The sequence below is a fragment of the Shewanella waksmanii ATCC BAA-643 genome (assembly GCF_000518805.1).
GTDB classification, from domain to species: domain Bacteria; phylum Pseudomonadota; class Gammaproteobacteria; order Enterobacterales; family Shewanellaceae; genus Shewanella; species Shewanella waksmanii.
In genome coordinates, this window is record NZ_JAEH01000013.1 from 1 (window position 1) to 25,655 (window position 25,655).

The following is a 25,655-nucleotide window of genomic DNA, read 5'->3' on the forward strand; positions in this document are numbered from 1 at the left end:
TGGCACTGGCACTGGCACTGGCACTGGCACTGGCACTGGCACTGGCACTGGCACTGGCACTGGCACTGGCACTGGCACTGGCACTGGCACTGGCAGCCATGAGAAGCCACTTGTTGTTGATAGTCAACAACAAACTCAACAAATTAAAGAAGATAGCTCAACAGATACCGTTCAAGGCACCCTAGTAGCCCACGGTGAGGGTAGCCAAACCGTAACCTGGTCAACCACGCAAATACAGGGACAATATGGCTATTTACAACTAGATAGCACCACCGGCCAATGGCAATATCATCTCGATAACACCTTAGCCAGCACTGACGCATTAAGCGAAGGCGAACACCATACCGAGCAATTTGTCATTACCGCTACAGACAATCAAGGCAATCACATCGATAGCCTAATAGCCGTAACGGTGGAAGGCAGCAATGACCTACCGACGATCTCCGGCAGCCATCATGCCTCAATCAGTGAACAAGGCAGCGTAGATACCGTCACAGGGCAATTGCTGGCAACCGATGTCGATCACAATGATACTGCAAGCTGGTCAATCGCTAACACTCAAGGGCAATTTGGGCAACTCACTATCAACCCACAAACTGGCGAATGGCAATATCATTTAGACAATCAGTCAGCCCATACTCAGGCGCTTAAACAGGGCGATAATGCGCGAGAACAGTTCATCGTCAATGTCACTGATAGCTCAGGGCAAAAGGTTAGCCAACAGGTCACTATCGATATTGACGGGCACAATCAGGTCGCTCAAATTCAAGGGGTCAACAGTGCCAGTATCACTGAAGATCTGCACTTAGATAGCCGTGGCATGTTACATACCCAAGGGTAGTTATCAATCGTCGATCCTGACTCTGGTGAAAACCAATTTACCGCGAGTAGTCTGCAAGGACAATTTGGCCAGCTCAGTATCGATACCAATGGCCATTGGAGCTACACCGCAGATAATTTCCAGACGGCAATTCAAGAGCTAAAAACAGGCGAGTTACTGACTGATACCCTACTCGTTCGTAGTGTGGATGGTACCGAGCAACAGGTTACCATCACAATTAATGGTACTGATGATAAAGCGGTGATCGCTAATGTCATCTCCTATGCAGGCAATGCCAATACCTTAACGGCACCAACACCAGGAGGAGATACTTTCTCTTACGTGAAGGAAGATTACCACGTCAGTCAAGGTGACTTACACGCCGAAGGTTCGCTTTCAGTGACTGACCTGGATAAAAACCAAGCTCACTTCATTGCCAATACAGTGCAAGGTCAGTTTGGGGCTTTATCGATTGACGAATCCGGTCATTGGAGCTACAAGGCCGATAATTCGCAAACTGTCATTCAAGGGTTGAAAATGGGTGAGTCACTCACAGAGACTTTGCGAGTTCATTCAGCGGATGGTAGCGAACACAAAATTATTGTGTCCATCTGCGGCACAGATGACAAAGCAGTGATTGCAGGCACCAGTACAGCTACGCTCACCGAAGATAAAGACGTGCATGGTGGTCAACTGCGTGTTGATGGCGCACTTAACATCACCGATGCTGACAACGGCCAAGCTCAGTTCCAAGTCAGCTCACTGCAAGGTCAATTTGGTTATTTATCAATAGATAATAGAGGCAATTGGACTTATACCGCCAACAACTCAAACCCGCAAATTCAGGGGCTCAAAACTGGCGAGTCACTCACCGACACCTTGCTGGTAAACTCGGTGGATGCCACCGAGCAAAAGATCACGGTGACCATTAACGGGACTGACGATAAGGCGGTGATTTCAGGTACTTCAACAGCCACACTCTCTGAAGACAAAGAAGTACATAGTGGTCAACTGCGTGTTGATGGCGCACTTAACATCACCGATGCTGACAACGGCCAAGCCCAATTCAATGCCGAAAGCCTGCAAGGCCAATTCGGTACGCTTTCTATCAACAATTTAGGCCATTGGACCTACACCGCTGACAACACGCAATCGGCGATTCAAGGCCTAAAAACCGGCGAATCACTCACCGATACCCTGCTAGTGCACTCTGTTGATGGTACTGAGCAGAAAATTACGGTGACCATTAACGGCACGGACGACAAAGCGGTAATCAGTGGGGCTTCAACTGCAAACCTCACCGAAGATAAAGATGTTCATCAAGGGTTGCTTCGAGCAGACGGCAATTTAAGTATCACCGACCCCGATAACGGCCAAGCCCAGTTCAATGCCGAAAGCCTGCAAGGCCAATTCGGTACGCTTTCTATCAACAATTTAGGCCATTGGATTTACACCGCTGATAACGCGCAATCGGCGATTCAAGGCCTGAAAACGGGTGAGTCACTCACAGAGACTTTGCGAGTTCATTCAGCGGATGGTAGCGAACACAAAATTACGGTGACCATTAACGGCACGGACGACAAAGCGGTAATCAGTGGGGCTTCAACTGCAAACCTCACCGAAGATAAAGATGTTCATCAAGGGTTGCTTCAAGCAGACGGCAATTTAAGTATCACCGACGCCGATAACGGTCAAGATCAGTTCAATGCGGAAAGCCTGCAAGGCCAATTCGGCACGCTTTCTATCAACAATTTGGGTCATTGGACCTACACCGCTGATAACGCGCAAGCGACGATTCAAGGGCTCAAAACTGGCGAGTCACTGACCGATACCCTAATCGTTCACTCAATTGATGGCACTGAGCAACAAGTGACTATCAAAATCAATGGCACAGACGATAAGGCTGTCATTGCCGGTAGCGCAACAGCCACAGTAACCGAGGACAAAGATGTTCAGCATGGTCTACTACAAACCCAAGGCCAGCTAACCGCTACAGATGCAGACTCGGGGCAAGGGTATTTTTTGGCTCAAACGAGTACAACCCAATATGGCCAATTTCAAATCGATGTAAATGGTCATTGGCATTATCATGCCGACAATAGCCAATTAGCCATTCAATCTCTCGCCCAAGGGCAAAAGCTCACTGATTCCGTCATTATAAAAACGGCTGACGGTACAGAACAAACCTTATCGGTAGATATCCTGGGCAGCAACGATAACGCTGTAATCAGTGGCAATCATAGCGCTACCATTACCGATGCAGCCAATGCGCCTAATATCTTACTCGCTAACGGGCAATTAACGGTTACCGACACAGACGTTGGAGAAAATCACTTCCAAGCTCAAGTGATAGCTGGCAGTCATGGTAGTTTCTTAACCATTGATGCAGCCGGTGCTTGGACATACAGTGTCGATAGATACAACACCGATATAGTCAGTTTAAAAGCAGGCGAAAAGCTCAATGAGAGCTTCACTGTAACCAGTGTCGATGGGACTTCTCAAGTTATCACGGCGACCGTATTAGGCAGTAATTCTCCAGCAATTATTACCGGCCAAAACGTGGCGCTGCTCAAAGAAGATACGGCGCAATTATCGGCTAATGGGCAGCTTAATATATTCGACCCAGATAAAGGTGACATGCAGTTCACAGCTGAAACTCTGCAGGGAAAATATGGTCAACTGCTGGTCAATGATAAAGGAGAATGGCACTACCAACTCAACAACAGCTCGCAAGCGGTTCAGTCATTACAAGAAAACCAGCTCGGATTGGAAACCTTTTTTGTAAAATCTACTGACGGCACTCCTCATGGCATACAAATTCAAGTCCTTGGCAGTAATGACAGAGCCGATATTCAAGGTGTTGATACCGGGACAGTGACCGAAGATAAACTCACTTCAGGATTATTAACGACCTCAGGGCAACTGACGATTACCGATGTAGACGCCGGGCAGAACATTTTCCCGTCAGGGACTCAAGATGGCCTATTTGGGCAGCTCGTCATCAGTAATGATGGTCATTGGCAATATCTCGCAAATAATCAACAAAATGCCATTCAACAACTCCCAAAAGGTGCCACCCTTCAAGAAACATTTATTGTTCACTCAATTGATGGGACCGAGCATAAAATTCAGGTTTATGTCGCCGGGGAAAACGATATTGCCACAATTAGTGGTGATAAAACTGGTTCAGTGTCGGAAGATTTACACGTTAATCATGGCTACCTGCAAACCGATGGGCAATTAACGGCTTTAGATGTAGACAACGGGGAGTCGCAATTTATTGCCGCCTCTTACACTGGCACTTATGGCACAGTAAGCATAAATACTTCAGGCCATTGGCAATACACAGCTGACAACGCACAATCTGCTATTCAAGAGTTAAAAGCCGGTGAATCACTAACAGAAAACATTTTGGTTAAATCAGCTGACGGAACCGAGTCCCGTCTTAGCATTACTATTAACGGCACAGACGATAAGGCAACCGTCACTGATGCTCAAACAGACAGTAATTTACGCGGCGTTACTGAAGATCGCGGCTACATAGATACCCATTACGATCTGCACTATGACGGTAAATTAAACATTCAAGATCCCGACAAAGGCGATAACAGTTTTGACCCTAATATAGGTCCGCAAACTTTCCAAGGTATTGGTTACGATACTAAACTCGGTGGGCATATCTTACTCATGCAAGATGGCCACTACACCTATACGTTGGACAATCGCCACATTCAAGACCTTGCCGCCGGCGAAACAAAAACAGATTCGGCGATTGTCCGCACCGCTGACGGCACTGAGCATACCATCGAACTTAGTGTACACGGCACCAATGATACCCCCACAGTGAGTGCACAATCACAGTCTGTCACTGAGGGTGGCGCCATCCTAAATGGGCAGATGATAGGCCATGATATTGATACTGGTGCACAACTGCGTTATTCAGCACCACAGGTAGATGGACTCACATTAAACCCCGACGGCAGCTACAGCTTTGACCCTAGCCATGCAAGTTATCAATCACTAGCCTCTGGGGTAACAAAAACACTTACGATTCCTGTCACCGTCACTGATGAACATAATGCCAGCGCCACACAAAACCTTTCTATTAGCGTAACCGGCACCAATAATGCCGCCGTCATTAGTGGAGTTGATACTGGCGATGTCAGCGAGGGAACTGCTGGACAAGATATGTCGCCAGATTATGCTCAGCCAGGCATGGCTAAGTTAGGTCAAGCAGCACTAACAGCTGATGGCAAGTTAGATATTGTTGACCCCGATACAGGAGAGTCTCAGTTTGATCCTAAAGGCGGTGCCTGGAATAACTCTTACCATGGACAATATGGACACTTACTATTAAATCCAGATGGAACGTGGCATTACGATGTTACCGTAGGGAGTGTTGATTGGGTCGGAAATCGCAAGACAACAATCGGCACTGCCATTGATAAATTAAGTGAGCATCAAACGTTAACGGATACCATTACTGTATACGCTAAAGATGGCACATCTCACGACATTATTATTACCATTCATGGTGATAATGACCGCCCATATTGCTCTTCAGAAGTGCTGCTAGCTAGTGGCAAAGAAGATCTAGCGCAGACCATCTCTGTCGTTGATCTGTTAGCAAATACCATAGACGTGGATACCAATGATGCAGGCAAACTCACCATTGCCAATCTGCATGCTGATCATGGCTCTATTCTCACTAACCAAGATGGCACCTTTACCTTTACCCCAGACAAAGACTACAACGGTCAAGTTCATTTTAGTTATGACGTTAAAGATGCACATGGTGGTGTCACACATACGGGTGCAACGACATCATTAGCGGCGGTTCAAGATAGCGCAGTTATCACAGAAGTTAATACTGGTAGCATCATTGAAGACGGGCCTCATGGCAGCAATACTAATGGCACAGTAAATGAGATAGCCACAGGTACACTGAATGTTACAGACCCTGACAGTGGTGAAAATGCGTTTAGATACAGCCAATTCGGAGAGACAAAAATACACGACCCGTTCAGGGGTATGTTACGTATAGATAATGGTGGAAGCTGGGGTTACAGTGTAAACAACGCTAACCTTCAACACTTAGCTGAAGGTCAAACCGAAGTTGTTATATATCGAGTACATAGTAAAGATGGTACACCCTACGATCTTCATATTAATGTCACGGGGACTAATGATGCACCCACTGTAAACCAAGTGCATTTAACCAATGGTACTGAAGATGTCAGTTACCAAATGCAAGCAAGCCAGTTTGGTTTTAGCGATGTTGATTCTGGCGACACACTTCATTCTATAAGCTTAACCAATCTGCCAAGTTTAACTGAAGGTAAATTTGTACTTGATGGGCACGATGTTAGCGCAAACCAAGTTATCGATGCAGGCGACATCGGTAAATTACAATTTATCCCAGCAAAAGATTTTAACGGTGATATCCAGTTTACGTATACCGTTAATGATGGTCATACAGATTCGGCGACTGCAACAGGCTCTTTAAATATTGCTTCAGTGGAAGATCTATTAATCGATAGTGGAGTACGTGACTTAGGTGTAACGGATGAAGATACCACCACCCACTTTACAGAAGCACAATTATTGGAACATTTATCTGATGTTGATGGCCCATTGCATGTAAGTGGCTTACCAACATCGGCACATGGTGCAGTCACAGCAAATGCTTCTGGAGGATATGATTTTACTCCAAACCCTAATTACCACGGCCCTGCAGAAATTGACTACAAAGTCACTGATGGCTCGACTGAATATGCTAAAACAGCTCAACTATCTGCAACCCCAATCACCGATACAGCACAAGTCGGCCTTAGCATGACAGCCCAACAACAAGTGATGCAGTTAGGTACAGATGGTTCTGCCTCTGCAATGAACAATGGGGTGTTACAAACCGGCGACCAAATCAATAGTGTCGCGGTCGAGTTTAATGTTATCGGCGGCCCACAAGTCACATCGGGCTCAACACATGGAGCCACCTACTTTAGTTATGCCAATAGTGAATCAGATAATGAAATGTATGCTTGGAAACCAAGCAATTTAACTATTGCGATCCATGGCACTGAATACGCTACAGGCATCGATACAACTCAAGATACTGCAACTCACCGCTATTCAATTTTATGGGATTCAAATACAGGGGTACTGCAAGTATTAGTGGATGGTGACGTTAAGTTTACTCATGCAAATGTCCATAAAGGCCAACCAATGAATGGTCATGGCACCCTAGCTATTGGACAAGATCAGGATGTGGTTCATGGTCAGAAATTTGTGCTTGAGGATGGCTCACATCAATCTCATGGGTTTGGTGTTAATGACGCATTTCATGGTCAAATTTTTAGTACATCAATGGTGACGAATCACCCTGTAGCCCCCGCTTCTCTTCAACATGCTCCTCTAGCGAATACGGTTGATAAAGATAATGGTCTTGTTATTGATATGAGAATGTCAGCTTCAGGGCAGTTAGTTGATATGACTGGGCACCATCAGCTAACCTCTTTTGGATCGTTAACCTCACATACTGTGTCAGTTGATACAGGAGTCGCTATTCCTAATAGTGATTCTTTACTGAATCTTAGCCCTCATATTGTCGACCCCGTTGATCCCGATGACCATATTTCTAAGGTAGAATTACTAGGATTGATTTCAGGCACAGTCATCACCGATGGTACTCCTGGGCACAATCATGTTGTTTCATCAATGACGGATGCTCTCAATATTCAGGGCTGGGATTTGGATCATCTTACCGCGCAGTTACCTGGAGGCAATAATCATAACATGGACATTATTGTCCGTGTGGAGACTACCGGACCAGATGGCGCCACCTCAACCACAGAAGCACACCAGCCTTTAGTGCTTGATCCTACTAAACCGATTCCAAATGCCGTAATTAGCGGCGATGATAATAAGACAACCGATGAAGACACGTCGATATCAGGACAGCTATTAATTACCGATACCGATGCCGCACAAGCGTATTTTGATACTACGCCTATTGATGGCAAGTATGGCCATTTAACGATTGATACAGACGGCCATTGGACTTATACACCAAATGCTACAACCAATGCCTTAAATAAAACTGATCATGTACAAGATGCGTTAATTGTTACCTCACTTGATGGCACCCAGCATCAAATTGTCGTTAACATTGATGGCCGTGACGATAACCCAATCGTTACTGAACTTGCAGCACCTAAAACCGTTATAGAAGACGGTGGACATGACCATGTTCGCACTTCAGGAATGCTAAGTATCAGCGATCCTGATACCGGTGATACCCATAGCATTACTGAACAAACCGATGTATTGGGCACTTATGGACATTTTTCAATTGCGGCGAATGGCGGCTGGCATTATGAACTTGATAATGCTTTACCTGCAACTCAAGCCTTAACCGAAGGGCAACACGTTACCGAAACATTCAATGTAGTCGTTACCGATAATGAAGGTGGGCAAACAACTCACACCATGCACTTTGACGTTCAAGGTAGCAATGAAGCGCCAACAATTACAGCAAGCACAATTTCAGCTTATGAAGATACCGACTATCACTTTACAAAGGCGGATTTTGGGTTTACTGACAGTGATGGTGGCTCATTAGAGCACTTAACGATTACGGAGCTACCACCTAAATCTCAGGGAGAATTAAGCTTAAATGGTCACGCTATAACGGCTAACCAACAAATCAGTAATGCGGACATTCCTAATTTAGTGTTTACGCCAAATCTTAACTTTAATGGAAATGTAAACTTTAAATATAGTGTTAGCGATGGCCATGATAGTTCAGCAGAAGCTCAGGCAACTATTGATGTTGCTTCTAGAAATGATGCACCAACGATAACGCCAAACTCACTGAGCGGTACAGAAGATAATACTTATAGCTTCAACGAAGCTGATTTTGGTTTTACCGATGTCGATAATGGCGATACTCTAAATCACATTACTATTACCGATTTACCAGATATTGCAGACGGTAAACTTACTTTAAATGGTGTAGAAGTTACAACCAATCAACAAATTTCAGCCACTGACATAGGTCAACTTAAGTTTGAACCAAGCGCCAACTTCCATGGTGATGTAGACTTTGCTTATTCAGTCAATGATGGTCATGTGGACTCAGCACCAGCCAGAGAATCAATACATATCGCTTCAGTTGACGATCCATTAATCGATAGCGGTATGCGTGATTTAGGTACAACGGATGAAGATACCACCACACATTTTACAGACGCGCAATTACTCGCAAACTTATCAGATGCCGATGGTGCGTTACATATAAGCGGCGTGCCGACATCAACTCATGGCACAGTAACAGCGAATGCATCAGGAGGGTATGACTTTACCCCGAATGCAAATTACCATGGACCAGCTGAAATTGACTATAAAGTCAGTGACGGAACGACCGAGTACGCCCAAACGGCTCATTTAAGTGTGAGCTCAGTTACAGATGCAGCAACGACTTCCTTGTCTGCAGAAGTTCAACGTACAGCATTTGGCCTAACCTCATCATCTGACCATGGATATATCAAGCCACATGGCGATCAAATTGAATCGGGTGGTGATTTACACGCTTTTACGGCTGAATTCACTTATATCCATGATCCCAAAATCACCATTGGTACTTATCAAGATTTTGTTATGTTTCATGGGGTTAAACCTGATGGCACGCCTGATATGGATGGCGTTAATTTCGGCATGTGGACCTTTGGCGGTAATTTGAAGTTTACCAGTTCACATATCAGTGGTGATAACGGCAACCCTGGAGTCAATTTTAATGATGGTCAAGATCATCGTATAACCATGACATGGGATGGTAAAACAGATACCGCTCTACTTTATGATAACGGTGTTTTAAAAGTTACGGTTCATGGTTTTGCAGGAAGTGATCACATTGCGGCAAATCCATTTTTAAATGTAGGCAGTAAATACGTTCCGGGGCATTTTGCAGGACAAGATAAATTTCCAGGACGATTGCTCTCAACTAGTTTTGCCTCGCAAGCACTTACACCAGAACAAATTCAACATGGCCCAGTCTATGAGTCTGTTAGTAAAAATAATGGTCTATTAATCGACATTCGACCCGACAGTCATGGCCTTATATCAGACCAAACAGGTCACCATCAGCTTGATATTGCTGACTTACATACGTTTACAGGTGAAATGGTCAATACTGGCTCAACGGCTTTAGCGCCAGGCGATGTATTACATATGCACCTGTCAGTAGCGGCTCCTATAGATCATGACGATGTTCTCAGCAAGATAGAGATATTGGGACTTGCGAAAGGCACGATTCTTAGCGATGGTCATCATAGTTTAACGATTGGCTCAGCGGTGCAACATGCGGATGTTACCGGTTGGGATTTAGATAAAGTGACAGCAACATTACCTGCTCATGGCGATCAGAACATGCTAATGCAGTTAGTCGCAACCACGACCGGACCTGATGGTATAAGTACAACCGATAGTGCAAAACTGCCAATAATATTAGATGTTAACTCCCCGGTTCCTGATGCTGTTATTACCGGGGATGAACAACTAACCACAGATGAAGTCTCAACTGTATCGGGTCAGCTAACTATTACCGATACAGATTCATCACAAGCGTATTTTATAGCAGAAGTTATACCAAGTGCTCATGGTCAATTTACGATAAAAGCTGACGGAAGTTGGGAATTCACCCCAAGTAAGCTGGCAGAAACCTTGACTCAAAACCATAACGCCACCGATATTGTTACCGTAAAAACTCTTGATGGAACAGAGCAACAATTGAGTGTAACACTCATCGGCAGCGACACTGCCCCAACAACCGTCACCACCGATTTAGGCAAGGTTGAATCTGGTCGCACCCACGACTTCCAAGCAACAGATTTGCTTGCTAATGTTACCGATGTCGATACCAGTGCAGCAGGGCTATCGATTGTGGCGGGCTCACTGCTCTCTCCCCATGGAACTGTGGTAACCAATCCTGACGGTAGCTATAGCTTTACAGCAAATCCAGGCTTTGTTGGTAACGATTTAGCCATTAGTTTCAAAGTCAGTGATGGTCATAACACGATTGATGCCAACGCAATAATTGATGTCACACCGCCTCTGGCGATCACCCGATTAGAGCGAGATACTGGGGTCAGTGACAGTGACTTTGTTACTAGCGACGGCCACATAATCTTATACGGAACTGGCGAGCCCAGTAGCACGATCATGGGAAGTGGGATTCTCAGTGGCCCTAAAGCAATTGTCGATGCAAATGGTCATTGGAAATTGGATGTCAGCGCAACAGATCGCGCCGATGGTACCTATACGCTGACCGTATTTGAAGTAAAAGCTGATGGCAGCTATGCCCAAGCCCATCATAAAATCACTATAGATACTGCTAAACCAACGCTGTCTATCGACCCTATCTCCAATGACGATTGGGTAAATCATCATGACCATCAGCAGGATTTAACTATTACAGGTGCCACAACCCATGTGGCTGATGGCAATTCGGTTGATGTGATTGTCGCAGGTACACACTATAGCGCCAACGTTAACAATAACCATTGGCAATTGGTCATTCCGGCAAATCAAGTTGCCAATATTAGCGACAGTGCCTATCAAGTCCATGCAGAGGTTATCGCGACCGCAACTGGCGACACAGCTCAAGTTCGACGCCAGCTAGTGGTATCTGCCGATTTAAGCACTCTGGTACAAACTCAGGCAGTAGAAGAGGACAGTAAAACCACAGCCACAGGGACTTTATTTGCTGTAGGCGCGAGTGAAACTGTTACCACTACAGGCGTATTACAAGGCAACTACGGCACTTTACAAATGAATGTCGATGGTAGTTACCAATACACATTGGACAATAACGCAGCCGCTATTCAGCAAATGGGGCAAACAGATACCCATGCAGATAACTTTTTCATCAGTTATACCAATAACCATGGCGACACCAAACATGCCGTGGTTAATATTGGTATTCATGGCACCAACGATGCCCCCCTATTAACGGGCACTTTTGAAATATCTCGTTCAATTACGACGGGCTCAATGACCAACACCCATTCCTTTGGCTATATCAATATTGATGACATCGATGCTGGTGATAAACTCAATATTGAATACATTGATAGTCAGGGTGGGCACCATCTATTAGATTTTACGCCAGGCAACAGTAATAAAATTGATGTACAAGGCATCGGTCATTTTAATATCGATGCCGATGGACGTTGGGATTTTACCTTCAGCCACAGTGGTCCTGAGCGTGACAAGCTTGATCAAGAAGTGGCCGCAGGTAAGATTCACTCCGAAACAGTCACCCTTAAAGTAACCGATAGCAGCGGTGAGAGCCGGGAAGAACATCTGACCGTGCATATTGGTGACGGTAAAACCGGTCCGCAAATTTTCGGCGCTTCGGAGTCTGTAGTCACTGAAGATAAAGTCACACGCTCGCACGGTTTACTCGATTTATTAGTGAGTGATGTCAAAGTCGCGAGCGGTGTCACATGGGCATTGCAAGCCGGAACACGTCCGCAATATGGTGACCTAACCTTAAATAGCGATGGCAGTTGGCAATATCAGGCCCACAACGATTCGGCTCGTGTGCAGGCCTTGGCTCAGGGTGAGCGACTTGAAGAAACAGTCATGGTGACAGCAACCGACTCCCTTGGCCACAGTGTTGATCAAGCCATGAAGTTAGTGATCATTGGCACCAATGACATGCCCGTTATTGGCCACGCGCTTTCGGGTACTGTTGTTGAAGATCATCTGCTGACACTGAACAAAGCTGACTTACTGGCTAACGTAAAAGACGTCGATAGTCTTGATAGTTATTCAATTAGTCAATTACAGCTTGAAGGTGGCGGCAGCATCAAACCCCAAGGCGATCACTGGATAATTAACCCTGGAGTTAACTTTAGTGGTGAATTAAGACTGACTTACAAAGTTTCTGATGGCCACGCATCAGTCGATAATAGTATGGCTGTCCATGTGTCACCTGATGCTGACACGCCCACCATGATATTCACTAAACATGTCGGAGACTTATCGGCACCATTGGATAGTTTTGCAATTCAAGGTAATCAAAATACCGAGCTTGCACTAAACATCAATGTGGCCAGCCCAGATAGCAGTGAAACGCTTACTGTAGAGATAAGTGGCCTTCCCTCAGGTGCAAGCTTATCTGCCGGCACGGAACATAATGGCGTATGGACCCTACAACAAAGTGAGTTAACCAACCTGAAACTGGTACCTGAAACAGACTTTAGTGGTCATTTTGATATTCAAGTTGTTGCCACAGCCCACGATGGCAGCTCAACGGCAACCAGCAGTCAGGCGCTTGGTGTCGATGTGCTCCCGACTATCGCGGCTGTTGCACAAGCTTCTGCAGCTGACGATCCTGCCGAGCAAAGCCAAACCAACGTTGTTATTGATGAGGTAAGCGCCGCCATTGAGCCTAGCTCACCTGTCGATCATTACTTCCAAATGCTCGGAATCACCCCGACAGAGGATACGCTTACACCCACTAATTCACCAACAGAACCGAAAACCGAGTTGACCCATTTAGTCCAATCAGGTGCTGATGCGGATATGCTAGATGTGACTCAATCAGATGGATTTGAAAACCCGTTGGATGACGACCCCCATCATCAAGCGAGTGAGCATCTAATGGACAATGATCCACAAATGGATCAGCCAGATCACTACGCCAACGATGATGACTTGCTGCATCAAGCGCTCAATGACATGCACAATCAAATCTAGTCGTAACGGCTGGCCGATGGCTAACCTGCTATCGGCAGCACCCCACTGATTAACCTAATATTGATAATCGCTTATTAGCGATTATCAATATTAGTCGCCTTGTCCCACCCCAATCCATAAGTGCGTCAACTTGTCTCACTATAAGATGAGTTAATGGTGCCATAACACTGTAATACCCTTGTTTTTACTGGGGTATTGAAACTGGCATTTATCTTGCTTTCACTAAAGTGATCTTTTTCCACGGCAAGTTATATGACATGTAAGTATTCTTTTTTAAACCGTTGTGACCGTTTAAGTGGTGAGTTCAGTGGCGCATTTGCTGATCTCGGCACCTTCCTGCCTTTAGTGCTGAGTTTAATTGCATTAAACCAGTTTTCGCCCCAAGGTATTTTTATGGGGTTTGGCTTATTCGCATTGTTTATCGCGATGTATTATCGCCGCCCAATTCCCGTACAGCCCATGAAAGTGATTGCCGCCTTGGTCATCGCCCAAGGGTTAACACCCGGCATGTTGCAAGCCAGTGGTATTTTAATGGGAATAATTTTGCTGGTGTTGGCGTACTCTGGTGCCATTACTTGGATGGCGAAGCAGCTTTCTCCAGCCGTCAGTATTGGTATTCAACTTGCTATTGGTTTGCAGCTCATCTGGATGGGCGGCCTGATGATGAGCAATACTTGGTCTATCGGCCTAATTGCCCTAGCCGTTATCTTCTTTAGCCGTTTCTTACCGTTACGTTATCTCGCCATGCCCGCAGTGTTAATTGGCGCCATGTTGTGGCAGTACTACACTGGCAGCGCAGATAGCTTTACCCCTGTAGTGCAGTCCCAATGGCAGTTAGCTTGGCCAACCATCGATGAATGGACCACAGCAGCCGGCCTGTTAGTATTGCCACAGCTTGCTTTAACCTTAACTAACGCCGTAATAGCCACCTCGGCCATGGCTAAAGAAAAGTTCCCCGAAGATGGTGACAGACTGGCGCCAAAACAGCTGGCAAAAACATCAGGTTGGGCTAATTTATTGCTGGCACCATTTGGGGCAACCGCAATGTGTCATGGCGCAGGAGGCTTAGCGGTGCAGCATCACTTTGGTGCTCGCACTTGGATTGCGCCAGCCATTTTTGGCAGCAGCTGCATTATCATCGCGCTTGCATGGGGAGACGGAATGGCAAGCTTACTCGCGCTTATTCCGTTGGCGGTACTTGGTAGCTTACTCACCATTGCTGGCACGCAATTAGCGTGGTCGCGCCGTTTTATTGATGGCAGACCATTCTGTATTTTTGTGATTTTTTCAACTGCCGCAGTGTGCTTGCTAATCAATACAGCAGCAGGATTAGCGGTAGGCGTCGTGCTAGAGATGGGTCGTCGCCAATGGCTGACGGTATCGGATCTTAAGTCTTAAAAGCCACACGTAATATTGAAAACTAAACCGCAACTGCGACAAGGTGTCGCAGTTGCGGTTTTTTCCTTTGCCAGCTTAGGCTTAGATTGCAACAATCTCAATTAGGCCTCGGCCAAGTATTGAAAATTTTGGGAGCTTTACCACTGCAATTACCCACCCCGAACCGGTCTACTCTCCTCTAAGATAGCCTTCGGGGTTCTTTTCAATGAACCTTATCGATTACATAACACTATTCATGCACGGGCTTTTTTAACAGTTTTCGCTGCAATGTACGCCGGTGCATTCCTAGCTGCCTAGCGGTCGCTGATACGTTACCACTGTTAGCTGTCAGCACTTGCTGAATATGTTCCCACTCTACCCGTTTAGGATTAAGCGGCGTATCATCAAGCTCGCTCGCGGCCAACTCATTAGGTGAAGCATTGAGTGCGTTAAGCAAGGTTTGGGTATCGGCCGGTTTAGCTAAATAATTGTCAGCCCCTAGCCTGATTGCTTCCACCGCAGTAGCAATACTGGCGTACCCAGTTAACAGCACCATAATGACATCGGGCAAAGAGCGCCGTAACGGCTCGATTAAGGCTAAACCATTGTCTTGCGCCAATTTCATATCTAAAAGAATATGGCTAGGCTTAAACTGCCGAGCCAGCAATAAGCCTTGGCTCGCATCATGACAAAACTGACACTCAAATCCCTGTTTGCTCATTCGCCGCGCTAATACGCCAGCCAAAGCAACATCATCTTCAATAATGAGTAGTTTTTTTGCTAACTTTCCCATACTGGTAACTCCACTTGGGCCACGGTGCCGCCATCTGGAGGACTACTCAGTAACAGCCGCCCACCTAAACGCTCAAAACTGGCATGACTCAACATTAACGCGATTCCCATCCCCTTTGGCTTTTCGACAATCTTATGTCCTAATTGTGTCAATAGCGCAGGCGGGATCCCACAACCATAATCCTTTACCGACACCACTAATTGCTGGGTCACATCATCGTACTGCAACGTCACTTCAACTTGATAATGACCGCGATTCTCAAAACTGGCCCGCGCGCCGTTCTCAATTAATGACAGCAATGCGGGTAATAAGCTTGCATCACTACTTAGCTGTAATCCTTCGCTTTGAACCGGCGCTGTGAGCGACAGCTGCACTTGGGGCATTAACAATGTGACTTGCTGTTGTAAATCTAAACCAAGATCGCTTATCGCCTGTAACTGTGGCTCACTTTCACGGATAGACTCAGTGGCAATGCGCAGATCCGCTAAGGTCTTTTCGCACACGCCTAATGCTGTATTCATATCGGACAACATAGGATCATCTGCGGGCAAGTCATCCCCAAGCTCGTCCACTAATAGTCTTAAGCTGGCCAATGGAGTGGCGAGCTGATGCGCCATCTGCGCTGATGCCGTCCCTAACGCCAGTAACTTTTCTTGGCGTAATTGCGCCTCACGCATATAAGCCAGTTCGGCATCTTGGCGCCGCATACGCTTAGCAATATAGGCCACGGTAGTGGTTAACACGAGCGATGAGATCACAAAGTTAAACCACATACCCAAATAGTGTGAGCTCATGTCCATACCATGATGATTCATGGTCGATTCCGGAATAGAGAACACCATAACCGAATAAGCTAACGTCGATAAACATGCCAATATCCATGGCGCCCAATAAGGCAGTAATATGGCAGAGATGGCGATGGGCATTAGCAATAATGAGATAAATGCATTGGTTGCCCCGCCAGAGAAATACAACCAGCTGATCCAAAAACAGCTATCAATCGCCAAGGCAATAAACAAGCGTTTATCACTACTTAGCAGTGGCTTTCTATTCCAAATCACGACCACCAAATAGATGGCTTCAATCGATAAGGTCAAATTAAGCAGCGGGCTGTGCAAAGACAAACCAAAGGTGTCGGCAAAAATAAAGGTCAGACACAGTTTAAGCACTAACCCCATGGTCCAAAGCAGCGCTAACTGCTCGCCACCACGATAGACATTACTCAATTGCATTAAGCACCCTCTGCATTAGTGAGCTGCATGCCTATTGCCGCCAAAGCTTGCGAAGACTGCGCCAAAGCATCGGTGGCACCTTGAACAAAATCTACATCGCTGCGAATATTCAGTGCCTCAAGGCGTTGGCATAACAAGCTGCAATCTCGTGGTCGTTTGGCACTATCATTGGGGGCATCCGCGGGTAAAATGTGCTCGCTTGGCTTACCGACTAGTTTCGCCAATGTGAGTAACATATCGTACTTTGTCATACGCTCGCGGGCGCTAAAATGATAGATACCGTGCACGGGTGTCTGGTTGGCTTTATGACTGGCCAGTTGCAATATGGCTTGCGCAATATCAGCGGTACTGGTTGGTGAGCGTATCGCCCAATTATCAACGTGTTGCTGGGAGAGACGATGAAGCTGGTTAAGCAGCACCAATACTGCTGACTCATCGACACGCTCAACCTGGCCATACAAAATGGGGAGCCGCAAAATGGCAAAATCGTCGCTAACGGTTTGTACGACTTGCTCCCCCCTGCCATTTAGATTGACCATAAAAATTCACTGGATTTGGCAAATCAGACTCAGCATAGTTTCCCCGCTGACCATCAAACACATAGTCGGTAGAAACATAGAGTAGCCAGACGTTGTGGCGCTGAGCCGCATGAGCTAAGTCCGCACTTGCCTGTACATTGAGGTTCAATGCCGCCTCGGGATTTTGCTCTGACACATCAGGTCGCCGCTCGGCAGCGCAGTGGATAATCATATCCGGTTGCACCTCAGCCAAACAGGCATCAACAGCCTTGCTGTCGGTAAGATCTAACCGATAATCCCCTGCATTTGCACGGCTAAAAGCCGCGGCCACCACTTGAAGCTGAGTTTGCTGCTTAAAGGCGGCTACAACCGCCCTGCCCAACAAGCCACTGGCGCCGGTCACAAGTACTTTTGTCATGAGTGTTCCCTAATTAGGCTTTCCATGACGCTAGTTTAGGGCGTTTACGCGCCAATGAATAGCCACGATTACCACGGATGTGACCAGCCGCTTATGCGCATCATTACCAAGGCAGATATTGGAAAATCTGCAATCATGGGTTGCTCAGCGGTACGAGTTAACATCGGCTTGGCAATGCGACCTGCTCAAACTCACCCCATGAAATAACTGCGTTAGCCAGCAAGACTAGTCAATAGCGCTAGCGAGTATTGGCTTTCAAAGCTGAACATTTTTTATTCAATCCAGAAGGATGACTCACAATCAAAATTAATGTATACAATATTTAAAATACAAAAATAATAAAGATTGCTATGTTTAATAAAATTAAGTCTTCAATCGTCGCCCAATTAACCTTAGGTTTGTGTATCGCCTTGTTTAGTATTACGGTGCTCAATGGCGCCATTAACTTACAACGCGTCACCGAACAAACTGAGTCGTTTTACCAACAGGCGGTGCAGCAGTCTCTGGATCGCGTGACCACTGAGCTAGGTAATATTTTATTAACTAAAAAACTGCAGTCAGATGCGTTATTTCTAAACCCCACCAGCCTGGACGCCATTGCTAGCCTTAAGATACGCGGTGCCTCGTACGATGATAATACGCAGATCACTGACCTACTTGAGTTCATTAACCAAATCGCAGCGATGGATCCGCTTATCGTGACTCCCTATTTTTCATCGGCGGTGACCCATGAATACTATGATATTTATGGTCGCTACCTTGATAATGATTACAACGTATCGACTCGCCCATGGTGGCAAGAACTGTTAAAAATCAATCGCCTCTATATTGAAGATCCGCAGCGAGATCTTTCCGGGCGATTGGCTGTTGCTATGCGCCAGCCCCTTTATCGAGACGATGTTTTACTTGGTAGCGTTGGCCTAGATATAGAAATGACAGGATTTACTCAGGAGTTGATGCACAAGGCTAAAATTAACGGTGTCGGCGAAGCCTTTCTAATGACCGACAAAGGCGCTGCCGTCGCCTTTCCAGATATAGATCAATTTACCGGTAATAAGTTACGAATTGCAGATGTCGACCAGCATTTCAAGCAAGCTAAAGGGTTTAATGATTTACAACAAGCAATGCTCGCCGGTACTGTTAGTGACTTTCCTGTGCAGTGGCAGGGCCAAGCCTATCGAGTATATAGTCAAGCCATTACACTCACAGCCCCCAAGCTTGACTGGCAAGTTGCTGTCATGCTTCCAGAAAGCGCGATTAGCCAACCGCTGGAGCAAGCGCAGCTATCTGAATTGCTGCGAATCGTGGTTATCTTAGTCATTATGGCTTTGGTCATTGCGTCATATAGTCGTTGGCAACTTAAACCTATAAAACAATTACTTGATGGCCTACAAACCATCGCTAGCGGAGATGCAGATCTATCGCAACGGATTAAATTAAATCGCCAAGATGAACTCGGTGCACTCGCGCAAGCCTTCAACCAATTCGTCAGCCAACTGCAAAACTTAGTACAAGACACCCGAGACTCAGCCGGCAATGTCAAAACTCAAACCGAGGAGGCGCAAACCTCAATCAATCAGTCTCAGCAACACATTACTAGTCAGAAGCAGCAAATAGAGTCTGTTGCGAGTGCTGCAACGCAGACAGCACAAACCTCTGAGCATGTCTCAACACGTATTGGCAGTGTTTACGATATTGCGCAGCAAACTGATAGGCAAGTGCAAAGCGGTCTTAAGGTGGTGAGCCAATCTGTACAGGGGATTGAGCAACTAAACAACCAAATTAGCCAAGCTTCCGATGTGGCTAGTCATTTAAAGGCTGAAACAGAGAATATCTCTGAAGTGCTAGATGTGATTAAGGCCATTGCCGAACAAACCAACTTATTGGCACTTAATGCGGCAATCGAAGCTGCAAGAGCCGGAGAACAAGGGCGAGGTTTTGCAGTCGTGGCCGATGAAGTACGTTCTTTGGCATCAAAGACACAAGATTCTACCTCTCGAATCCAAGATATTATTGTGCGTTTGCAAAGCAGTGCAAACGACACTGTAGAGGTAATGAACGCCAGCCAACAAGACACCCGCCAGTGCATGCAGCACAGTGATGAAATAGCCGATACCTTCAATGCAATTACCGATGCACTGGGTCAATTCCAACAACAAACCAATGAAATTGCCAGTGCCATTACTCAGCAAACTGCAGCAGCGCAGCTGATCAGTGAAAACATTTGCGCTGTTAGTGACAAAGCCGATGAAAGTGTCAATCAAATTCAACGAGTGACACGATCGATTGGCACCGCTGAATCACAAGCCACTCAATTGCAACAGTTGCTCGGCCAATTTAAGGTGTAACACACTAAAACATCATCACCAAAGACAATAGCAATAACGCCGCCATGGTAATATTAAACCCGCGTAAACGCTGGTCGCAACTGAGCCAGCGTTGCAGTTTTTGCCCAGCGTATGCCCAAATACTCACCGAGGGGATATTCACCAGTGCAAAGCACATTGACACAATCAATACCCCTTGCCAGGTGCCACTAACGTTATAAACACTCACCGCAGTCAAGGCCATTGACCAAGCTTTGGGATTGATCCACTGAAAATTTGCCGCCGCAATAAAGCTCATTGGCTTATAGGCGCAATCATGACGACTGGGTTTGCTTAAGGCGATTTTCCCTGCCAAATAGATAAGATAACCAATACACAATACTTGCAATATTTGCTGTAGCAGCGGCCACTGCTGAAACAACTGCATCAGACCGACGCCAACTAAAACCACCATAAAGCTAAAGCCTAGGGTGATACCCAACATGTGCGGAATAGTGCGAACAAATCCCACATTGGCACCCGATGTCATCAACATAATATTGTTGGGGCCTGGCGACACCGTTGAGGCAAACGCAAAAGTTAGTAGTGCAATGAGACTTTGTAGCTCCACAGTGATTCTCTCTCGGTAAACAGTAGAGATTGAATTTTACCGCGTATACAGGTAAATTTTATGCCTTATTGACGACAATTACGTGCTTTTAAGCAACAAAATAACATTATGGATAGATTTGACGAAAGAATATTGCAAGCGCTAAAAGTGAATAGCAAATTGTCTAATGTCGACTTAGCTCAACAAGTGGGTTTATCGCCATCTGCAACGTTAAGAAGAGTGCAAGAACTCGAACGCAGTGGTGTGATAAAAGGCTATCGGGTTATTTTAGATGCGGGGAAAATGGGCATTGGCTTTATCGCCTATGTCACCATTGGTCTGTCTAATCACAGCAAAGCAGCGCAAAAGGCATTTGAAAACGACGTAATGCGAGCAACTGAAGTCACTGAGTGCCACAACGTCACCGGCGCCAATGAATATTTACTTAGAGTTGAGACCCGTGATCTTAACGCCTATAAACATTTTCATACCGACATTCTCGGTGATATTGCTAACGTGAATGCCATCACCACATTGGTGGTAATGGATACCCCAAAAGATGAGCGCTAAACCCAAAAACGCTGAGCACCCCGCCATTGTCTTTTTTGATTTTGACGGCACTATCACCGATACCGACTCGTTTACCGCATTTATGCGATACAGTGCTCAGGTATGGCGTGTTGTCTGTTTTGGTCCTCTGCTTTTGCCACTTTATCTTGGTTATAAAGCCGGCTTTGTTCCAGCCAGCCCACTGCGCCGTTTAGTATCACTGCTCGCACTGCGCGGCCGACACTATCGAGAGTTACAACATATTGGTCAGCAATATGCCGCGCGTTGCCTGCCTAAGTTTATCCGACCAACGATGTTGGCTAAGATAGAGTGGCATCTAGCTCAAGGCCATGAAGTGGTTGTGGTCTCTGCCTCATTAGATTTGTATTTGCAGCCATGGTGCCAGCAACATCAGCTGGCGTTACTGTGCAGCGAAGTTGAACAGCAGCAACAGCGACTTACCGGCAGCTATGTCAATGGCGACTGCTGCGCACAGAGAAAAGTGAGTCGAATTCAGCAGGCGTATAACCTCAGTCACTACCAAAAAATCTATGCCTACGGCGACACCGATGAAGACCTGGCGATGCTAGCCCTCGCCGACGAGGCGTATTTAAATAATAAGCTTTATCAATCCAAAGCTTAGCGCATGGTATTGCGGGCAATGTCATTGTTAAGCTGGTCATATTCTGTGACGATTATTATTTTGCAAAACCAGCCCAATTCGCTAATCTGACTGCATAGACCCGCACTTTGCTAGGATTTGACTCGGCATGACGCCAGATAATTTACCACTTATCATTGCAGGCCCCATTTTACGTCACTGTGATAACCATCATTTTACTTTGTGGTTTGTTAGCCGTGAGCCTCTTAGCAATTTAAGTGTCGCGTTAACTCAACAAGGCGATACCCCTGTTGAACTTTTTCAACAAGCATTGACCGAACAGCAATATTTAGCTCTTCCCTTGGGTCAGCGAGCCTACCAGTATCTGATTCAGCTCGAACAACCTGAGTTACTCCCCAGCGATCAATCGATTGCTTATCAGGTTTATGCCGATGATGTTGCCTTGTTTGGCAACATCGAGGACATACAGTACGATGAGCAAACACCAGTCAATTTTATAGTCAAACCTAAGATTGAGCATATGCTGCATGGATCTTGTCGCAATGCCCATCATCACAGTGGTGATGCTTTGGTGGCCGCCGATACCCAACTAGGCCAAGATTTAAGTCTAGCCGCCAGACCAAGTTTGTTAATGATGAGTGGCGATCAGGTCTATGTGGATGATATTGCTGGGCCTATGTTATACGCCATTGGCAAAGTCATAGAACTACTCGGTTTGCATGATGAACATATTGACGCGCAAATGCTTACCCACAGCAAACAGATTAGCTATCAACCTGCTGCACTGTACCAACGTCATCAAAAGCTGTTACCCCATACAGAATATCCTGCTAAAACAGCCCTAGGTCGCTGGTACCGTAATCACCCAGTGTTCACTTCATCACTGGCCGAAAACCACCTTGTCAGCCTGTCAGAAGTGATGGCGCTTTACTTACTTACCTGGTCACCTGAGCTGTGGCAGCAAATTGATATCCCCAAAGAAGTGGCAGGATTAAGCCCGAAGTTGCAGCAACGTTGGCAGCAGGAGTGGCAGCATTTATTTGAATTTAAAGCCGGCTTACACCAAGTCAGACGTTTGCTTGCCCATATACCCACCTATATGATTTTCGATGACCATGATGTCACCGACGATTGGAACCTGACGGCTAAATGGGAAGAAGCCGCCTATGGCCACCGGTTTTCTAAACGGATTATCGGCAATGCACTGATAGGCTATACCTTGTTTCAAGGGCTAGGTAATGCGCCAGCCGTTTTTCAACCCACAATAGCTGCCAAGCTAAAGCAATTTCTTAGTGACTATGATGAGACCAGTCACGACAGTCTGATCGACGATCTACTTAAATTTGAAAACTGGCACTATCAACTCAACACTAGCCCCAAAGTCGTGGTACTTGATACCCGCACCAATCGCTGGCGCAGTGAATCTAACTTGGCAAAACCTTCCGGCTTAATGGATTGGGAAGCCTTAATGGAGTTTCAGCAGCAATTAGTCGGCGAAGACAAAGTCATTATCGTCTCTGCTGCCCCCATGTTTGGGGTAAAACTGATTGAAACAATACAAAGAACGGCCACAGCTTTTGGCGCGTCGTTACTGGTTGATGCTGAAAACTGGATGGCCCACCCCGGCACCGCAAATACCTTGCTTAGTATTTTCCAGCACCGCAAAACCCCACAACAATTTGTGATTTTGTCCGGCGATGTACATTACTCTTTTGCTTACGACATCCGCATCCGATTCCGCAGAGGCGGACCGAGGATCTATCAAATTACCAGCAGTGGTATTCGTAATCAGTTTCCTGAAAAGTTACTGCCCTGCTTCGATAAGCTTAATGGATGGCTTTACGGGCACTTCTCACCACTTAACTTCTTTACTAAGCGTAAACGCATGTCTATCCGTGGGCGCATACCCAATGGTGAGCGCAGTCAGCGCTTGGTGAACAACAGTGGTATTGGCCATGTCTATTTTGGTGAGAATGGTGAACCAACAAGCATACGAGTTTTACATGCTGATATGAGTATCACCCAGTTTGATCCGCCAAGAAGTAAGCGCTAGTCCTTTTTGGCACTAGCGCTGCTATCAGAGATAAGTAGACTTACTGCTCTGGCTTAGGCATAGGGCGACTAACAGGTGCACTGGTGGCTTGTTCACTACTTTGATGCTTGTGATAAGCGTAGTCTTCTGGGCTATGAGGTGGTTGAGTTGGTGCCCGCTGAGCACTAGGTGCATCTGGACGAGGCACGGGTGCTTTATGTTGACGCTGTTGCACCACTTGTTGCTCAAACCCATCTTCATTAACCACTCGACTTGGACGCTGCTCAACCGGCGCAGTTTGCGATACCGGAGCGCTAATAACCTTGGCCGCCACTGCAGGGGTTTGTGCAGTAGGTGCTGGCTTTTGGGCACTCGATACTGGCGAGTCTACAGTTGAGGATAGCTCAGCGGCGGGGTCTTGCTGGCTATAGAGTGCCACGGCAGCTAACGAAACGGCCACCACGGCAATAGAAATCAGTCCTGTTTTATTCATATTATTATCCTTTTTATAGGCATAAACTCAGGATAGCGATGCCTTCAGTGTCAAATCAGCATAATCTGATATGGTCTAAAAAACAACAATAGAATATTTTATACAAAATTACAAAGTCAACGGCTCACAGCTGACATCGATGGGTTTAGCTGTGATAGGGTCGTTAAATTGTAGACGTTGGGCCAATAGTTGTAGCGTCTGATTATAGTCATCATCCTGCGCAGCTTGTAGTTGCGGATAGCATAAATCATTAATAATTGGAATACCTAAGCTGTGCATATGCAGTCGCAATTGATGGGTTCGACCAGTGATTGGCGCTAGGCTGAATAGTCCAAGTCCTGCCATCACTTGTTCAAGCGTAATGATCGAATGGCTATTGGGTTCGCCATCAACCACTTTGCGGGTAAAACTCGGTGTGGCTTTGACAATACGATTACGCACCTGCCACTGTAGCGGCAGTGTCAAAGTGTTATTTTGCCAGCACTGAGATAACTGCGGCGTGAGTGGCGCAATTGCCTGATAGGTTTTAGTAATTTCACCGTCGCGAAATAATCGGTGATAGGCATCACGCCCAGAAGCGGTTTTACTCAGCAATACTAAGCCACCTGTGGCCCTATCAAGCCGGTGCGCCGGTTCAATATCCATTAACCCAGTTTGCAGGCGTAGTCGGTTGACTAAACATTCGTTGATCACCTTACCACTTGGATGCAATGCCAAAAACGGTGGTTTATAAGCAACGATAATCTGCTCATCTTGATAAACGATGCGATGTTGCAGCGGTATCTTGGCTTCAACGGCCACTTCTCGGTAGTAGTAAAGGCGTTGGCGACGACGCACCAAACTGTCAAGCGTAACCGGCTGTTTATCGTGCCAATACACGTTATTGGCCTTGATTCGCGCGCGCCATTGTTCTACATCGATATGTGGAAAGCGCTGACACAAAAACTCCACCACAGTTAAAGAAACTGACGCGTCGGCTGGCACCGCGACATAAGATGCTTGTTGGGCACGCACAGTAGAAGGGGTTGCTGCAGGGCTAACAGGGGAAGACTTAGACATGACTCGCTCAAATAACCATTAACGCCAATATTGTAACAGCAATCATGACATTATGATCTGCAAG

The 25,655-nt window shown here is 46.2% G+C and carries 12 protein-coding genes and 1 pseudogene; 7 read left to right on the forward strand and 6 right to left on the reverse strand.

What is annotated here, in order from left to right:
* The 3 genes from L865_RS25460 to L865_RS0107955 form a co-directional block, all read left to right on the forward strand.
* A partial coding sequence (locus tag L865_RS25460) for a VCBS domain-containing protein (protein ID WP_037470813.1) occupies positions 1-841 on the forward strand: 841 nt, incomplete at its 5' end.
* 6 nt (positions 842-847) lie between these two features.
* Complete coding sequence (locus L865_RS25465) at positions 848-13,582, forward strand: VCBS domain-containing protein (protein ID WP_281171111.1); 12,735 nt, start codon at positions 848-850, stop codon at positions 13,580-13,582.
* Positions 13,583-13,834: 252 nt separating this feature from the next.
* Entirely contained in the window at positions 13,835-14,980 is a 1,146-nt protein-coding gene (locus L865_RS0107955; RefSeq protein ID WP_028772739.1) for a putative sulfate/molybdate transporter, read from the forward strand.
* A gap of 229 nt (positions 14,981-15,209) precedes the next feature.
* Here L865_RS0107955 and L865_RS0107960 read toward each other — a convergent pair whose 3' ends face one another.
* The 3 genes and pseudogenes from L865_RS0107960 to L865_RS23415 form a co-directional block, all read right to left on the reverse strand.
* The gene (locus tag L865_RS0107960) at positions 15,210-15,752 is read right to left on the reverse strand and encodes a response regulator transcription factor (protein ID WP_028772740.1); all 543 of its coding nucleotides are present in this window, start codon (positions 15,750-15,752) and stop codon (positions 15,210-15,212) included.
* Positions 15,740-16,984 (reverse strand): sensor histidine kinase, encoded by a 1,245-nt coding sequence (locus L865_RS0107965; protein ID WP_028772741.1) that lies wholly within the window; start codon positions 16,982-16,984, stop codon positions 15,740-15,742. The genes L865_RS0107960 and L865_RS0107965 overlap by 13 nt, the downstream gene beginning before the upstream one ends.
* Positions 16,984-17,920, reverse strand: a pseudogene (locus L865_RS23415) (dTDP-4-dehydrorhamnose reductase family protein). The gene L865_RS0107965 and the pseudogene L865_RS23415 overlap by 1 nt, the downstream one beginning before the upstream one ends.
* A gap of 350 nt (positions 17,921-18,270) precedes the next feature.
* Here L865_RS23415 and L865_RS0107975 point away from each other — a divergent pair.
* The gene (locus tag L865_RS0107975) at positions 18,271-20,268 is read left to right on the forward strand and encodes a methyl-accepting chemotaxis protein (protein WP_028772742.1); all 1,998 of its coding nucleotides are present in this window, start codon (positions 18,271-18,273) and stop codon (positions 20,266-20,268) included.
* A 4-nt stretch (positions 20,269-20,272) separates the two neighbouring features.
* On the opposite strand, the gene L865_RS0107980 is transcribed toward L865_RS0107975, so the two are convergent.
* Positions 20,273-20,857, reverse strand: coding sequence for a LysE family translocator (locus L865_RS0107980; RefSeq protein ID WP_028772743.1), 585 nt, complete (start codon positions 20,855-20,857; stop codon positions 20,273-20,275).
* Positions 20,858-20,965: 108 nt separating this feature from the next.
* Here L865_RS0107980 and L865_RS0107985 point away from each other — a divergent pair, with 108 nt between their 5' ends.
* The 3 genes from L865_RS0107985 (at position 20,966) to L865_RS0107995 (ending at position 24,060) form a co-directional block, all read left to right on the forward strand.
* The gene (locus tag L865_RS0107985) at positions 20,966-21,406 is read left to right on the forward strand and encodes an Lrp/AsnC family transcriptional regulator (protein WP_028772744.1); all 441 of its coding nucleotides are present in this window, start codon (positions 20,966-20,968) and stop codon (positions 21,404-21,406) included.
* The gene (locus tag L865_RS0107990) at positions 21,396-22,028 is read left to right on the forward strand and encodes an HAD-IB family hydrolase (RefSeq protein WP_051484517.1); all 633 of its coding nucleotides are present in this window, start codon (positions 21,396-21,398) and stop codon (positions 22,026-22,028) included. The genes L865_RS0107985 and L865_RS0107990 overlap by 11 nt, the downstream gene beginning before the upstream one ends.
* Positions 22,029-22,155: 127 nt before the next feature.
* On the forward strand, positions 22,156-24,060 hold the full coding sequence (locus L865_RS0107995) for an alkaline phosphatase D family protein (RefSeq protein ID WP_028772746.1): 1,905 nt from the start codon (positions 22,156-22,158) through the stop codon (positions 24,058-24,060).
* Between the two features lie 40 nt (positions 24,061-24,100).
* On the opposite strand, the gene L865_RS0108000 is transcribed toward L865_RS0107995, so the two are convergent.
* Both L865_RS0108000 and L865_RS0108005 read right to left on the reverse strand, forming a co-directional pair.
* Positions 24,101-24,532 (reverse strand): hypothetical protein, encoded by a 432-nt coding sequence (locus tag L865_RS0108000; RefSeq protein ID WP_028772747.1) that lies wholly within the window; start codon positions 24,530-24,532, stop codon positions 24,101-24,103.
* Between the two features lie 108 nt (positions 24,533-24,640).
* A complete protein-coding gene (locus L865_RS0108005; RefSeq protein WP_051484518.1) occupies positions 24,641-25,591 on the reverse strand; it encodes a pseudouridine synthase in 951 nt (316 codons plus the stop codon).
* Between the last annotated feature and the right edge of the window lie 64 nt (positions 25,592-25,655).